The 15448-nt window shown below is 43.4% G+C and carries 18 protein-coding genes and 1 tRNA gene; 4 read left to right on the forward strand and 15 right to left on the reverse strand.

Annotated elements, in window-relative coordinates; all coding sequences use genetic code 11:
- Positions 1-207: 207 nt before the first annotated feature.
- Positions 208-1011, reverse strand: a complete 804-nt coding sequence (locus tag MBO_RS05010) for a thioredoxin fold domain-containing protein (protein ID WP_152545104.1) — start codon at positions 1009-1011, stop codon at positions 208-210.
- 217 nt (positions 1012-1228) lie between these two features.
- Here MBO_RS05010 and guaB point away from each other — a divergent pair, with 217 nt between their 5' ends.
- The 3 genes from guaB to MBO_RS05025 all read left to right on the forward strand — a co-directional run bounded on the left by guaB (position 1229) and on the right by MBO_RS05025 (position 3790).
- The gene (guaB, locus tag MBO_RS05015) at positions 1229-2701 is read left to right on the forward strand and encodes an IMP dehydrogenase (RefSeq protein ID WP_036364595.1); all 1473 of its coding nucleotides are present in this window, start codon (positions 1229-1231) and stop codon (positions 2699-2701) included.
- A gap of 503 nt (positions 2702-3204) precedes the next feature.
- Positions 3205-3375, forward strand: a complete 171-nt coding sequence (locus MBO_RS05020) for a hypothetical protein (RefSeq protein ID WP_160169666.1) — start codon at positions 3205-3207, stop codon at positions 3373-3375.
- 265 nt (positions 3376-3640) lie between these two features.
- Complete coding sequence (locus tag MBO_RS05025; RefSeq protein WP_160169667.1) at positions 3641-3790, forward strand: hypothetical protein; 150 nt, start codon at positions 3641-3643, stop codon at positions 3788-3790.
- A 144-nt stretch (positions 3791-3934) separates the two neighbouring features.
- Here MBO_RS05025 and MBO_RS05030 read toward each other — a convergent pair whose 3' ends face one another.
- The 14 genes from MBO_RS05030 to MBO_RS05095 form a co-directional block, all read right to left on the reverse strand.
- Positions 3935-6124 carry a DUF3987 domain-containing protein gene (locus tag MBO_RS05030; RefSeq protein WP_036364598.1) on the reverse strand — a complete coding sequence of 730 codons (2190 nt, stop codon included), beginning with the start codon at positions 6122-6124 and terminating at the stop codon, positions 3935-3937.
- Positions 6125-6276: 152 nt separating this feature from the next.
- Positions 6277-6780, reverse strand: coding sequence for a CHC2 zinc finger domain-containing protein (locus MBO_RS09930; protein WP_197971991.1), 504 nt, complete (start codon positions 6778-6780; stop codon positions 6277-6279).
- Positions 6781-6946: 166 nt separating this feature from the next.
- Positions 6947-7285 carry a hypothetical protein gene (locus MBO_RS05040; protein ID WP_036364600.1) on the reverse strand — a complete coding sequence of 113 codons (339 nt, stop codon included), beginning with the start codon at positions 7283-7285 and terminating at the stop codon, positions 6947-6949.
- A gap of 17 nt (positions 7286-7302) precedes the next feature.
- Complete coding sequence (locus MBO_RS05045) at positions 7303-7596, reverse strand: hypothetical protein (protein ID WP_036364602.1); 294 nt, start codon at positions 7594-7596, stop codon at positions 7303-7305.
- Positions 7593-8207, reverse strand: coding sequence for a hypothetical protein (locus tag MBO_RS10060; protein WP_227712673.1), 615 nt, complete (start codon positions 8205-8207; stop codon positions 7593-7595). Before MBO_RS10060 ends, MBO_RS05045 begins: the two co-directional genes overlap by 4 nt.
- A gap of 416 nt (positions 8208-8623) precedes the next feature.
- Positions 8624-8803, reverse strand: coding sequence for a hypothetical protein (locus MBO_RS05055; protein ID WP_036364604.1), 180 nt, complete (start codon positions 8801-8803; stop codon positions 8624-8626).
- Positions 8804-8877: 74 nt separating this feature from the next.
- Positions 8878-9294: a hypothetical protein gene (locus tag MBO_RS05060; protein WP_036364606.1), complete on the reverse strand. Its 417-nt coding sequence runs from the start codon at positions 9292-9294 to the stop codon at positions 8878-8880.
- 3 nt (positions 9295-9297) lie between these two features.
- Positions 9298-9666, reverse strand: a complete 369-nt coding sequence (locus MBO_RS05065; protein WP_036364977.1) for a helix-turn-helix domain-containing protein — start codon at positions 9664-9666, stop codon at positions 9298-9300.
- A gap of 26 nt (positions 9667-9692) precedes the next feature.
- The gene (locus tag MBO_RS05070) at positions 9693-9962 is read right to left on the reverse strand and encodes a helix-turn-helix transcriptional regulator (protein ID WP_036364978.1); all 270 of its coding nucleotides are present in this window, start codon (positions 9960-9962) and stop codon (positions 9693-9695) included.
- A 158-nt stretch (positions 9963-10120) separates the two neighbouring features.
- Entirely contained in the window at positions 10121-11092 is a 972-nt protein-coding gene (locus MBO_RS05075; RefSeq protein WP_036364979.1) for a hypothetical protein, read from the reverse strand.
- A 107-nt stretch (positions 11093-11199) separates the two neighbouring features.
- Complete coding sequence (locus tag MBO_RS05080) at positions 11200-11682, reverse strand: GNAT family N-acetyltransferase (RefSeq protein ID WP_036364981.1); 483 nt, start codon at positions 11680-11682, stop codon at positions 11200-11202.
- Positions 11669-11938 (reverse strand): type II toxin-antitoxin system TacA family antitoxin, encoded by a 270-nt coding sequence (locus MBO_RS05085; protein WP_036364985.1) that lies wholly within the window; start codon positions 11936-11938, stop codon positions 11669-11671. Before MBO_RS05085 ends, MBO_RS05080 begins: the two co-directional genes overlap by 14 nt.
- A 951-nt stretch (positions 11939-12889) precedes the next feature.
- Positions 12890-14218: a tyrosine-type recombinase/integrase gene (locus tag MBO_RS05090; RefSeq protein WP_052585318.1), complete on the reverse strand. Its 1329-nt coding sequence runs from the start codon at positions 14216-14218 to the stop codon at positions 12890-12892.
- 160 nt (positions 14219-14378) lie between these two features.
- Positions 14379-14455 (reverse strand) — tRNA-Arg (locus tag MBO_RS05095).
- Between the two features lie 269 nt (positions 14456-14724).
- Between MBO_RS05095 and MBO_RS05100 the strand changes: the two genes are divergently transcribed.
- Positions 14725-15282 carry a c-type cytochrome gene (locus tag MBO_RS05100; RefSeq protein ID WP_036364987.1) on the forward strand — a complete coding sequence of 186 codons (558 nt, stop codon included), beginning with the start codon at positions 14725-14727 and terminating at the stop codon, positions 15280-15282.
- Positions 15283-15448: the final 166 nt, after the last annotated feature.

A 15448-nucleotide genomic window follows, 5' to 3' on the forward strand; every position in this document is an offset into this window, starting at 1 on the left:
AGTTTGATGTTATAAGTTTCATAATAATCACAATCGGCGCCGATCGAATCATCCATTTCTTAATTAAAATTGGCGTCTATCGGCTGATGGATTGTATATAGGATAAAGAAGATTGCTTAACTTAGCATAACTTTATAAAACTTACCAACAATTTTCACGTGATTTTGTGAAAATTTTATGAAAGTATTAAAAAGCAGTCACTACCTATCAGCGATGTTTGATCGCCAGCTTAGCGAGCTCATCAGCAGGTAGATAACCGCCGATTTGATAACCGGATTCGCTAAAGATCGCAGGCGTGCCACTCACACCAATTGCATGACCAAGCCCCATGTGTTTTGCCACAGGGTTATCACAGGCGGGCGCAGTGATGTTTTGACCCTTTTTGGCGCGAGTGATGGCGTCTTTTTGATCGGCACTACACCAGATGGCCTCGGCTACGGGAACGAATCGCTCAGTTCTAGGCCATGCCAAATAACGAACCTCAACGCCCTGAGCTGTGATGTCATCGATCTCGCTGTGCAGCTTTTGGCAATAATGACAGCTTGGGTCGGTGAATGCATACACAGCAGCTTTGGTCTCGCCAACAGCAGGATAGATGATCATCTCATTCTTATCGACCGCTGATAACATCTCTTTGGCGATGGTAGATTGCATGGCGGTAGTGATATCAACTGGTTTTTCGCCGCCGACTTTGGCGATCTGACCTTGAATGATGTATTCGCCGTTGGCATCAACGAACATCGGCGGCGCTTCATCGAACATCACCCAGTACATGTTGGGCATGTCGGTCGGCATGGCGGATTTAACGGTGAGGTTTACGCCTGACGCTTGTAGGTTCTTTTGAAGGGCGCTGACCACAGCATCATCAGAAGGTAGGGCTGTGCTTAAGGCGATGGTCGGCGTGGCTGTGTCGCTATTTGCCTTATTGTCGCATGCGCTTAATACAGTTAAGCAGGCAAGGGCGCCAACCAAGCCAAATTTATTAAAAGTACGGTTTGTAAAAATGCTCATTATAATGCCATTATATAGCCAAATAAAATTTATTTATTATGCCAAAAATTACCTACCTTTGCTAGCAAATTTTAGCAAGTTTGACAAATTAGCTAAAAATTACTTGCTTTTTTCTTAGAAATTTTGATACAATACGGCGTTATTTCATAACCTGCTTTCATTGAATGGCGGTCATTTTCCGTGATTCATCGCAGGGCAACCACCAAGGAAATAACCTATGCTACGCATTGCCTACGACGCTTTAACTTTTGATGACGTGCTACTCCTGCCTGCCTATTCAGAAGTCCTGCCAAAAGAAACAAAACTAACCACCCGACTTACTACTGACATCAACCTAAACTTACCAATCATCTCCGCTGCAATGGATACCGTGACTGAGTCTAAGATGGCGATTGCCATGGCGCAGCTTGGTGGTCTGGGCATCATCCACAAGAACATGGACATCGAGCATCAAGCCAGCCGTGTGCGTCACGTCAAGAAGTTCGAGGCGGGCACAGTGGCCGATCCTATCACAGTACATCCTGAGGCGACCGTGGGTGAGCTATTGCGCATTACTAAAGACCATAAAATCAGCGGCGTGCCTGTGGTAGAGCGCGGTACAGATTGCGTGGTGGGTATTGTGACGCATCGTGATTTGCGTTTTGAGACTAATTTAGATCAGCCAGTGGCGAATGTGATGACACCAAAAGACAAATTGGTCACTGTCAAAGAAGGTACGCCACAAGAACAAATCAAAGCACTACTACACGAGCACCGCATCGAGAAAGTGGTGGTGATTGATGATGATTTTCGCCTAAAAGGTCTAATTACAGTTAATGACTTTACCAAAGCAGAAAATAATCCAAATGCATGCAAAGATGATAAAGGTCGTCTGCGTGTGGGTGCGGCAGTGGGCACGGGCGCAGATACCGAAGCACGAGTTGAGGCATTGGTTGGTGCGAATGTGGACGTGATCATCGTAGATACCGCTCATGGACACTCAAAAGGCGTTATCGATCGTGTGGCATGGATCAAGAAAAACTATCCAAACATCCAAGTAATCGGTGGCAATATCGCCACAGGCGATGCCGCACTTGCCCTGATGGATGCGGGTGCGAACGCAGTTAAAGTGGGTATCGGACCAGGCTCTATCTGTACCACCCGTATCATTGCAGGCATTGGCGTACCACAGATTAGCGCGATTGATAACGTTGCCAGCGCTCTTAAAGATCGCATTCCGCTAATCGCTGACGGCGGCATTCGCTTCTCAGGCGACATGGCAAAAGCTATCGCAGCAGGTGCTTCTTGCATTATGGTGGGTAGCCTTCTGGCAGGTACAGAAGAGGCACCGGGCGACGTTGAGCTGTTCCAAGGGCGTTACTACAAAGCATATCGTGGCATGGGTTCATTGGGCGCGATGAGCGGACAGAACGGCTCATCAGATCGCTATTTCCAAGATGCCAAAGATGGTGTTGAGAAGTTAGTGCCAGAGGGCATCGAGGGTCGCGTTCCTTATAAAGGCCCAGTGACTGGCATCATTAACCAGTTGGCGGGCGGTCTAAAATCATCAATGGGTTACACCGGCTGCCACACCATCGAAGAGATGCGTAAGAATACTACCTTTGTGAAAGTAACGTCTGCTGGCATGAAAGAATCACACGTGCATGATGTTCAAATCACTAAAGAAGCACCAAACTATCGCCAAAACTAAAAACAAAAAATCACTCGATGTCATCATCGGGTGATTTTTCTTGTATTTATAAAATGGCGCACCTAGCGGGCATCACACAAAACACATAAGTTATTGATATTTAAATAATTATTTTATATTAAATTTCAGTTATACCAGCAAATATACCAGTTTTTTTCAAAGTAACCCCCTATTTTTGCCATTTTACCCCATTTTCAACCACATCATGCAGGCGTGCGAAAGTTGGCGAAAATAGGGGTGGTTTTATGTAATTTTATGTAACTTTGTTACAGCCCCCACTTTCTCCATCTTTTCGGAGTTTTTTTCAAAACAGAATTTTTTTTATGCACGGGTAGGGGCGTGGTGTCCGCTGGTGTGGTGTTTGGCATTTTTTGCACACCCCCCGACTGGTTTTGGTGGTGGATATACCCCCTATGGAATTTTGCCCACACGGAAAAATTATTAGGGTGGCGGTCTTTAAAGACAAGGGTTTTTTACTTTAAATCTACCCCATCACATACCAGATGGCACGGTCGCACGGTTCACGCCTGCTGGTCGGTGCTGGTATGCTTGCCCATGCTGGGGCGGTTCGGTGCTGGTGGTCGGTTCGTTCGGTGCTGGTGCTTATCTTTGTTGATGGCTATATCTGGGCGGTGGGGCTGGTGTTTGCGTGCTTGTTTTTATTATTAACATAACCACACCTTTTGAATGATGAATTTAAAAACACACCCCTAAAAGTCTGCTAAGTTTGCTAAGTTATTCAAAAAAAGCCTTGTAAGCCTTACGCCATAAGGGTTAAAAACTTTCCACCCATTTGCTAAGTTTTGCTAAGTTATTATAAATTCTACCCCAAACACCATAAAAACCAGCATAACCACGACTACACCAAACACATTCAACCCCTTTATCTATAAGGCTTTGCGGTGTTTTATTATCAGAATTGAATAACTTAGCAGATATATGAATAACTTAGCAGGGCTGGTAGTGGCTGGAATGGCTGGCACGGTCGCACGGTTCACGCCTGCTGGTCGGTGCTGGTATGCTTGCCCATGCTGGGGCGGTTCGGTGCTGGTGGTCGGTTCGTTCGGTGCTGGTGCTTATCTTTGTTGATGGCTATATCTGGGCGGTGGGGCTGGTGTTTGCGTACTCTATGCTTTAGCGGTTGTTATATCCAAATAAAGCACCGATAAAAAAGTAACAAGGGCGAACGCTCACCCTTGTTGTTTGTATTGCTTGTATGATAAGCCTGTTTTACTAACATTGATTTAATAATGCTGGGTTTAGCTCTATCACACGCTTTGGACGGCGGTTGGTGGTCTCGGTGTCCAGATAGATATAATTGTTATCGCTTAACAATTCCAATGCTGTTTCTAGTGTTTGTTTAATTCGTAAATGCTGGGGTGTTACGCTCGTTTGTAGATATGACAAATAAAACTTATCTTGTCCTGTCTCTTTGGCTTTTTTAACCAGCCATTGTAACAGCTTTTCAGCGTCTGTAATGTCGGTGGCAATGTCATCATAGCGTCTGCGTTCGCTGGCGGAATACTCTACAATCTCAATAGCACCTTGTATGTCGTCAATGCCAATGGCATTTTTACCATTAAACCAAGCGAACAATGACGCAATACGGCTGGCATTCTCAACCATACGGCTGGCATAGGCTTTGGCATTGTGATTGATACCGCCTTTTTGTTGGCTGTTTTCCACCTTTTGCCAGTAGCTTTGTGCCAGCTTCAATGCCTGTGCTTGCCATGCCAGCTGTTTGCGTTTGCCTTGTTCTGGTGGCAATGATAAGAAGTTATGGCAAATTTGCCAGTATTCTTGCAGGGTTTCATCAGTGGCAAAGTTATCAGTAATTAGCATTCTGTTACCCCTGTTGTCAGGGGGAAAGGCAAATAAACAGCGTGGCAATAGCCCTTGTTGGGTTAGGCGTGGATTATTTAGTGCTGGCTTTAATGCTACATCTTGCCCACACAAAAACAGCGTCAAACGCACGCCGTACGCTATTTGATTGCCTGTATTGCTTATTGTGATACGCTCTGCGATACCCTTACTATAAATATCACAAATCGCACCAATGCTTGAACCTGCTGTTTCAGCTTTCAGGCTTGCACCGTCCAGCAGGTTCGCCCCTTCGTCTGCTGTATAGCTGGCGTTTTGATAATTGCCATCAGTAAAGCCTTGCATGACTTTTTGAACGCTCCCACTACCAAACATACTGCGTGGGTCGGCTGGCTTGTGGTTTTGTTCGTGAAAGGCTTTGATTTCTTTTTTGCTTTTGCTGGATAATTCGTTATCATACATTCGCTTATCATCTTTGTATGTCTCGTATTCGCTCCGCTCAAAGTCCAAAATAGCTTTATGAGTAATTTTGATGGTTTGGGTTTTACCGCTCCCACTTTCGCCCTGCACCACCAAAAATAGGCTAGCTGGGTTGTAGTCGCTGTTGATATAAGGTGCGTCAATAAATCCTTGTCCAATATGACTTAACGCACCCAATACGCCAAAGCCAGCCATAGACAAGGGGACTTGCTGATAATAGGCGGTTTTTTCAACGACTTTGGCAAGTAATGGGGGAAAGGCGGTTACTGGGAATGGCGTTTCTATGTTTTTAACTTCATCAAACGCAACCATCTTACCCCATTTGTCATTATCCCCATCTTTGGCAGGGGCGGTACTATTTACCGATTTTGGGGCGTGCATTGCTTTTAGGTATGCCGTGCCAGCGATAAGCGGTAAATTTTGAATGTTTTGGTAAATGTCTAGCGTGCCAGCTTGTGCATTTTCTAGCCGTGTTATGTGGTCGTGTGCGTCGTCTGATGGGGCAAGCGGTGTACTTTGTGCCATGCTATCCACATCAACCACATCAAAAGCGATTTTAAGCCCATCTAAAGCGTTCGCCATGTCGTCTAGCCATTTCTTGCCAGCCGTGTCATAATCACGCCATAATCGCACGCTACGCCCAATAAGGGGCGTTAAATCGGTGGTATTGGTACTGCTAGATGCTCCAGCGGTGGTTACGACAAAGCCCAAACGGTTTAACGCACTTGCACACTTTTCCCCTTCCACAAAATACACCACTTGAGTGGGGTGGGCGGTCGCCAAATCTGGTAACAGATACAGCGGTTTGGCTTTGGGCGAATAACGGGCGTGTTCGCCTTTGGTCGGTTCGCCTAGATAACAGCGATTGCCATCATACCAACACGGCTTAATCCATTTTTTGCCGTCCTTGTCAAATCTAGGCTTAAAATACAATAAATTGCCGTCTTTGTCGCAATAATGGTAAATGGCGGTCAGGTGTGCAGGCGTGTAGCCGTTTTGTGCCAGCTCTTTGTCAGCTCCGATTAGAAAATTTGTCAAAAGCTGGATAAAATGGCGGTTTTGATTGTCAAAGCTTGGATACTTTGGCGGTGGCGTTGTGCCAGTGTGATTAAATTGGCTCATTTGCTAGTCTCTGTTTTGTCGTTTTTTCTCTATAGTTTTAAAAAAATGGGCAAATATTGGCAAACTTTGGGAAAATGTGGGCGGTTTTTGGTGTGGTATTACTCCGAATTACTCCGAATTACTGTGAACCGCTCTATTTTCGCCATATTTGCCTAATACTGCGATAAATTCAGCTCGTGGCAAGCGGTCAAAAAATCCACACCATGATACCGCTGGTAAAAATCCAGCACATCACCGCCAGACGCACCACAACCAAAGCAATAAAACGCCCCTGTATCTGCGTTAATGCTTAGGCTGGGCGTTTTGTCGCTGTGAAAAACGCATTTAATATTGGTCTGCTTACCTTTTAGGTGTATGCCATAGCGTGCGTAAAAACTCACTGGGTCAGGTTTATTATTCGTATCAAATCGCATGGCGTGGTTTTGGCTTACTTGACGGTTGGTGTGGGCGTATGTCTTGCCAGCCGCTCCATTTTCGCCTGTATGGGGTCTATTTGGCGTTTTGTGGTGGTGGCTGGTGTTGTTGCCCATGTTATGCGTTTTTGGCTTGTTATGGGCGTTTATGGTGGTGCTGTGATGATTGGCAAATGGTCGCTTGTTAAAAAAGCTGTTTGCGGTGAATAATGGGCGGTTTAATAAATCGTGGGCGTTTGTCATGATAACTTCCATTGAGATAATTTTAATCATTTGCTTAATCAGTATTTGGGCTGGTGCTGGCGGTTCGGTCGCCAGCTTGATAATCCAGCCATCAGACGACAATGCAGACAATAAAAGCCATTTACCCAAAATAGATAAACGGCTTTTTTTGGGTGTATTGCATGGCTTAGGCTGATTGCTGACTGTCAGCACTTGCCAACAGCTCTTGCAGGTCTTTTTTGTTGTGTTCAGCGTTATTTGCCATGTTGTAGCACGCCTGCTGGATTATCTCGCATAGGGTGTTAAAGTCTGATTTGTCATCTCTATGCTTTTTGAGTAGCTCCACCGCTTCAGATAACAAACAAAAATTTGTAGATGCTAAATTAAATTCATCTGCTGAACACGCTATGTCATTTCTTGATACACTCACACGCTCATCAAATGAATAATGCGATTGGTTGGCGTGGTTGTTGCTGGTGGTTTGGTTGAGATTGGCGGTTGTGCCAGTGTTGATAACTACATTCATGATATTTTCCCCTTAGATTAAAATTGCTCTGTGATGGTTTTGATGGCGACGCTGACGCTTTCGTTACTTGCGATGCTTTGGGCGTACTTGATGGCTTGCCCCAGCTCGTCAAAATGATGGCAAGTAATAACAAGGTGCTTATCTTTGCCATTGCCAAACACACAAGCAGGCGGTAAAAACGGCTGAATGTCTCTAAATGTGATGGCTGGGTTGGTGTATGGTGTGCTTTGATGGCATTCTTGCTGGTTGCATGGTGGGCAAATATACACGGCGTTGGCGTTGGCTGGTGTAGCAAGTATAAATTTAATCATCTTGCACCTTCTTTGGCAAAAACACGGACAGCAGGCGTGCCAAATAACGCTGTAATGCGTTCTGTGATGGTTTTTGGCTTAGCTGGTACATTTGCCCCATCTTGTGCATTCATTAGCTTTACCAGCTCATTCATGGCGTTGTAGATGGCGTTTGCACGGTCGCCATGCCCTGCATAGGGATTGTCAGCGTGTAGGGCGTTGTAAAGGTGGTATTCGTCTGCTAGGACGGTTAGGGAGTGATGAATAACGGTATTATTCATGGTGGGTGTTCCTTTTCGTTTAGTTAGTTTTACCACCCCACAAATAGGGTGGCAGGTCTCAACTACCGCGAAAAGACGGCTGGGGCTATTTCCTTTCGGTTTTGTATTTACCCCTATCAACCCGCCAAAAACTGATGATAAAGCACGGATTACCCATGATGGGGCGTGCTTATCTTGTGATGACGCATTTACGCCTGTGGTGCTGTTATTGCTAACAGTAGGCGTAAAAATAGCCAATGAATGACGGTTTGGCTTTACCGCTTTTCGTTTAGTAGTGGCGGTATTATTGCCGAACTCGTGCGATTTTGCAAGGGAATTTTTGGCTAGAATGCCAGTAAGAAATGCTGTCATGATTGACGCTCCTTTGTAATTTTGAGTTAAAAGCCCTAAAAATGGGTGGTGTGGTCTCACTCTCGGTTTACAAAGATACCGCTTTACATATTCGCCAATAGGCTTATTTTGTAATATCAACCACACCATAAAGGGGCGAAAATTTGCCAGTATGGGCAAAGTTTGCATATATGATGGGCTTACGCCTACACCAATGCCAGCTTTGGCGGTGTTTGGGCGTAAAAAAAGCCAATTTAAACCGTTTGGCGTAACGGCTTTGTAATTTTGAGAGAGAGGCTCATCATATTTCACGCCTGCATTTTTGGCAAGTGAAATATTTTTAATCAATTCTTGTTTTAATGAAATTTCTTTCATGTTATAATCTCTGATGCGTTTAAAATCTGTGTCTCTTATTTGCTTTTCTCTTAAATTCGCTCCTAATTCATTAGGGGCGTTTTGTTTGCTTGCAGTTGCTCCAAACTCTCTTGTAGCGTATCCGCTCGTAAAACAGCGTGGGCGTATGCCTTGAAGTAATCAGCGTGGGCGGTGTGTTCGTCCAGCTTGTCATAAGCTCGTTTGATGAAATATCTAAGCTTGTCTTTTTCGTATTGGGTCATTGCCGTTCCTATTGATTAAGATTGCAGGGGTGGCGGTTCGGTCGCACGGCTCACGCCTGCAAGTTGATTTTGGTTTATCGGATTACTTCCCAAATGGCATCAAATTCATCTTGTGTTAATGCTGGTAGCAAACCACCTAGTAGTATTGACGGATTAACCACGCCTTGAATATTGCCTAAATGCCAATCTTTAATGTGCAAAACTCTTGAATATTCAGCATCTGTTAGCGAAATGCGTGTTTTACCGCTCTCTTCAGCGTGGCGAATTTTGTAGCTGATTAGCTCGGTGGTGCGATACAGCTCATTCAAAAAGACGACAAGGCTTGATAGTAATCTTTCGCCTTTTTCTCTAAGTTCGGGATATTGCCCACGAAAGCTATCATGATAAAACGACTGCAATTTATCATAGTTTTTATAAGTGCTGTCATGGTTGGGTAATAGCTTCAGTATTGCGTGGGCTTGCTTTAGGGTAAATTTGTTAGATTGTGTCATGGCTTATTTTCCTTGTGGTTTGCCGTTGTTTCGGCGTTTGGTTTTGGGTTTGTTGGTGGTTTCTGGTTTGGTTTGCTGTGCTTGTGCGACGACTTGATAAATGCTTGCCGTTCCGTCTAGGATTTCTTGATAACGCTGTTTGGCGGTGGTCTTATCTTTGATGAAATAGACTTTATAGCGTGAGTTTGGGCTATTTTGCCAACGCCAATCAATGACAAAACCCATCTTTTTTAGCTCCGCAATTCGGGCTGACAAGCTGGCTATGTTCATCGTGTTAATGGCGTACTTGATATGTACTTCCACGCCGTCTAGCATGGCTTGTAGTACCTGTATGGCTTGATGGCTTTTTTGATTATGGGAAATGGGTAGCATGGTTTCGCTCCTATGATGGGTGCTGGTTATTGTTTGGTGCTGGTGGTCTGTGAAATGGCTGGATAGTCATCAACCGTTTCTAGGCTGTTAATCCAATCTAAAACATCGCTGTTACGCCATGCGGTCATTGTGGGGGATAACTTAATGGGTGCTGGGAATTTGCCAGCCTTTACCCAGTTATAAATCGTGGATTTGGATAATCCTGTCATCATGCACACGGCTTTAATTCTGCTAATGCCTTGACGCGGGAAGGTGTCGCAGGGGGTGGGTTTGGGAGATTGGGTTTTTGGGGTCATAAAATACGCCTTTTTTTAGTTGTCCGATTTGGGCTGTAGCACTACTAGGCGGTGCATGGGTGTATTTTAGGGGGTGGGGTATGGGTAACCGCAAAGGGTAACATAGAAAAAAAGGGTTACCCTTGAAGGGTTACCCTTTGATAAGTGATTGATTTTATTTAATTTAAGCTATTTTTATTTTTGGTTTTGTTTTTTTGGCTTTGGGGTGTGGTTACCTTTTGCAGGCGGTTTTTTATTGCACTTTCGGTAAAATTGAACCTTAAATTTCTACACGCCTGCGTAAATTTCTCACTATGATTTGTAAAATGCTTTGGCATATTATCAGTTCGGTAAATCTCGTGCCATATCCGAACCGCCATATCTAATTCAGGTGGATAAGTATAAATATCATCTTTATCAAAATATGGCTCACTAGCAGGCGTGCCATTCTCTGACTGACTAGCAAGCTGGCTTTCAAGCTCTGCTATACGGTTTTGTAGTTCGCTGATGGTCTCGGTTTGGGTTTGTTGTTCTAGTTGTTCGCTAAGCGTGCCATATTTTTTGATGTTGGGTTGTAGTTTGGCTTGTAGCGTCTCGTTTTCTTTTCTTAGGCGGTCATTTTGCGATATAAGGCTGGATAAATAACGCCCATCTAACACCTGCTGTAATTGCCTTCTTAGCCGTGCGATTTCCCTGTACTCCTCCTGCATGGCAAAATTCAGCTCTAGGCATTTTGCAAGTGGTTTAAATGCCAATAAATCTTGTCGCTTGAAATAGTATTCTTTTTGCCATTCCTGATAAAAGTAGCGTTTAATGTGTTCTTGCCAACCACAAATCTCATTTAGTCCCATCAAACTTTGAACAACCAATTTTCTATCACTTTCATCTTGTTTCAGATGATTGGCAATGTCATCAATAATACTTGAAACAGCATTCAAGCCGTCCATGTTTTTGATAAAGTCTTTGCACTCGTACAATGCAAAATCTTGATTGATTTTGTAGGGGGTTACTGCTTCGCCAAATTTTACCGACTGCAAATAAAGGCAAATATCATACAAGGGGTTTTGTGTATTTTCGCCAATCAATAACAGCAAGTCGGATAAGCTGACATAATCCTTTAAGGGGTTTAATACCACATCTAGCAATCCCATCTCATACCTTACCATACCTTAACCAAAAAAAGAGTGCAGGCGGGGCGGTCTAAGGTATGAAAAATAACCGCCGTTCGGTAGCTACTCCTAGCCTGCAAAAGGGTTTATTAAAAATTCGGAATATCTTTAATCGCATAGCATAACCGCAAAGGGTGCTGGCTTAGCTCCACGAACCCAAAACGCTCATAAAAGGCTTTGGCGGTGTCGTCTTTAGCGTCCACAATCACATAAGCAAGCCCCATCATCTGTGATAGTTTTTTAGCCGTCTGCATGGCGTGTAGCAATAGGTCAGCACCCAATCTACGCCCCTTGTACGCTTTATCCACCGCCAGCCGTCCTAACAGTACGCACCCTATGGGACTGTGCGGGCTTTGGCGTTTTAATAACTCTGTATCGTCTGATTGCATAATCTGGCACGCTGACAAAGTATAAAACCCTGCAAGGCGTTCGCCATCAACCGCCCCATAAATTACTGTTTCATGGCGTTTTAATAGCTGGCTCGCCTGCTGTCTGATAAAACGGTTTAAGGCTTCATTCTCACAATCAAAACCGCTTTTGTCATGTTCTTTGGCAAGTTTAGCTATCAACATTGACAAAACCCCTGTCAAATAATGCTTGCATGGCAGGCGTGGGGCTGGCTGGTTCGTCTAGGCGGTCAATGGCTCTTTGCCAATCATCGCTATTTAGGGCAATTTGGGAATTATCTTTGATGGTTTGGCTTGCCTTTTGATAAGCACAATCCAAAATAAAATAGCTCATACTTACGCCTAATTGTTGGCTTGCTTTTTCTATGATGGCTTTGGCGTGGGCGGTGGTGCGTAAATTTATGCGTTCGGTTGCTTGCATGGGTTTATCCCCTTGTGTGTCTGTATTGTGTACATGATAGCATAGATATGTTGATATCATCAACATAACACACTCATCACCTTTAAAAAATCCGAAAATTCAAAGATGATAACCACTACCAGCCCTGCTAAGTTATTCATATATCTGCTAAGTTATTCCCACCCCTGCTAAGTTATTCAATTCTGATAATAAAACACCGCAAAGCCTTATAGATAAAGGGGTTGAATGTGTTTGGTGTAGTCGTGGTTATGCTGGTTTTTATGGTGTTTGGGGTAGAATTTATAATAACTTAGCAAAACTTAGCAAATGGGTGGAAAGTTTTTAACCCTTATGGCGTAAGGCTTACAAGGCTTTTTTTGAATAACTTAGCAAACTTAGCAGACTTTTAGGGGTGTGTTTTTAAATTCATCATTCAAAAGGTGTGGTTATGTTAATAATAAAAACAAGCACGCAAGCCCTAGCACCGAACCATGACAAACGCCAATTAACGTAAAAAAGGGGTCAGCTTTGGGCAAGATTGGTTACACGGCTCACACTCACGCCTGTTGTCGGAATGGCTGGAATGGCTGGAATGGCTGGAATGGCTGGAATGGCTAAAAAATGAAAAGATATAACATAACATATAAAAAAATTGCAGGCGTGGCAAGCCCATAAAAAACAACACCGCCAAAGCTGGCAAAAACACCGAATAAGCACGAACGGAAAAACCAAAAACCAACGGTACATAAAAAAATCAAAGACGGCAAACGGCAAAAGGATAAATATATATAAAAAATATTATTTTTATTTTTTATATATTTTTTTGGGTGGTTTTTTGTTTGAATTAGCTGGTACTGGCACAAATTTTTGCACTTTTTTGTTATATTATAACATTACATATATTCTTTAAAATAAATATTCCCTTTTGATTTATATTTTTAATCATTTTTGGGCGTGCAGGCGTGGCGGTTTTTATTGCATGGCTTGGATTTCCAGCGGTTGTGTGTTTGGTGCATGGCTGGCTTTTTCTTTATTCAAGCGTTCTAAAAATAGAGTAAGCTGGTCGGTGCTGGTATCAGCAGTAAGGCGGTTTTGGTAGGTTTTGAAGTCGCTTTGTCGGACTTCATCAACGATATTTGCCCAGTCGTTCATCATTTGAATGCGTCTGGGTAGCATTTCAGCGTCATTGTACGCCCGTTCGGTTTTATCTCTGCTGATATGGGCTAGCTGTAATTCAATGGCTTTGGGGTTGTACTGCATTTCATAAAGGCTGGTACTTGCCAATCCACGAAAGCCGTGTCCAGTCATTTTGCCTTGATAGCCCATGCGTTTTAATGCGGTTGTAAAGGCGTTTTCACTCATTGCGCCTGTCTTGCTTCGGTTGCTATACAGCACATAATCACTATCAAAGCCAAAAGATTTAATTTTCTGTAGTATCTCTATCACTTGCGGGGCAAGTGGGACGATGTGGGGTAAGCCGTTTTTCATGCGGTGGGCTGGTATTCGCCAAACTTTGGCATTTAGGTCGATTTCTTGCCATGTCATGCCTAGCAGTTCGCCAGTTCGTACAAAAGTATAAGCCAGCAGATAAAAGCCGTAACGGGTCATGGGTTCAATGTTGGCGGTGTCGATGTCTAGCATGAGTTTGGGTAATTCTTGTATTTTAATTCGTGCGTATTTGATTTCTTTGTGTGTGATGGTGCGTCTGATGTTTCTTGGAATGGGGTTATATAGGTTTGGCGTTAATTGTTTGAGTACAACAAAGCTATAAATGCTGTTGAGTTGTCCGATGATACGCCTTGCGGTATATGTAGCCCCTTGATTGGTTAGGTTTTCTGTCAGTGTTAAAATGTCGGTCAGATTAACAGCGTGAATGCCCTTTGTGCCAAACGCTCTTTTGATATGATTGTTATAAATGCTTAAATCTCGTTCATAGGTTTTGATACTAACATTATTTTTTTGATGATGTAGCCATTTTTGGGCGAAAAAATCAAAAGAAGTCTGATTATCCTTTTTGGCTTTTTCAGCTTTGATGATGTCTTTTGGGTTCTTGCCTTGTTCTAGTAATTCTCTGATTTTTATATTTTCACTTCGTGCATGGCTTAGGCTCATGGCTGGATATTTGCCCAAAGTGATTTCATGTTGCTTGCCCATGTAGCGATAAACCGCCATAAATACTTTATTGCCTGTATTTCTCACATACAGCCAAAGCCCACCAGCGTCAGCATGTTTATCTGGTCGGTTCGGTTTGCATTTTTCGGACGGTTTTAGTTTTTTAATGGCGGTATCTGTAAGGCTCATACTGGTATATTTCCTGTATTAAATTTTATACCAGTAAATATACCAGTTTTTTTCGTGGATTTAAACGGTTTTATACGGACGGTATAGGACAATAAAACCAATAAAACCCTTTAAAATAAAAGGGTTCAAATACTGATTTGAACCCTGTAGGAATGTTATGTGGCGCACCTAGCGGGAATCGAACCCACGACCTTCAGCTTCGGAGGCTGACACTCTATCCAACTGAGCTATAGGTGCAAAATTTTGGATGTATTTGGATTTTTCAAGCGCAAATTCTACCAAGTTTTTGTTAAAAATACCACCCGCTCACTCAAAAAGTAGCTTATTTTTAAAAATATTACCAAAATTTTACCGATTTATTGAGATATTACATAAAAATCGTGGCATTTTACTCTGCTTTTCCCTTATAATAGCAGGGAGAAAATTTTAATTCGTTGGGGTGTGTTCGCGAATTTGCCAAACTACCCAACATACCCAGAGTGCATATTGCTCAAGGCTAAGACGAGATGATGACAATGAAAAAAATTGTAATGTTATCTGCCGCCGCTACGTTGGCGATTTTTACCATGGCGACCCAAGCTCAAGAAGCTACCACGCCTGCAGCCGCAGAAGCTGCCGCTGAAACGAATCAACCTGCTACAGAAGCTGCTGCAGAGGCTGCACCTGCTGGCGAAGCCATCCCAGAAGACAGCGACCATGTCAAAAAACTAATCGCACTACACCCTAAACTAATCTCGCGTATCGCCCCTTATGGTAAGGTTTGCTTTGATGGTGAAGAATGTGACATCAACATCACCGTTCTAGCACCTGCTGTAGAAGGTGAGGCTCGCCCTGGTGATCAGCTCTATAAGGCAATCTGTGCTACCTGTCACGATGCTGGTCTCGTAGGTGCGCCAAAAGTTGGTAATGCTGGCGATTGGGGTTCTCGTATCGGTAAAGGTAAAGCGACTCTATACGATCACGCCATCAATGGCTTTGGTGCTATGCCAGCGCGTGGTGGTGCTGACATCTCTGATGACGAAGTTAAGAACGCTGTTGATTACATGATCGAGCAGTCTAGCTAACATCATTCGTCAATACCCATAAACATCGAATGGCTTAAATTCAATATTTGGGCTGTTTGGTGTTTTTGTGTTTTATTTTATTGATGTTGTTCATCGTTGGTCTTTAAAAATAACGCGATTAACCTTATTAATAGCTTTTTAAACGCAAAGAAAATTTAAAATGACA

The organism is Moraxella bovoculi 237 (genome assembly GCF_000696305.2).
Lineage (GTDB): Bacteria > Pseudomonadota > Gammaproteobacteria > Pseudomonadales > Moraxellaceae > Moraxella > Moraxella bovoculi.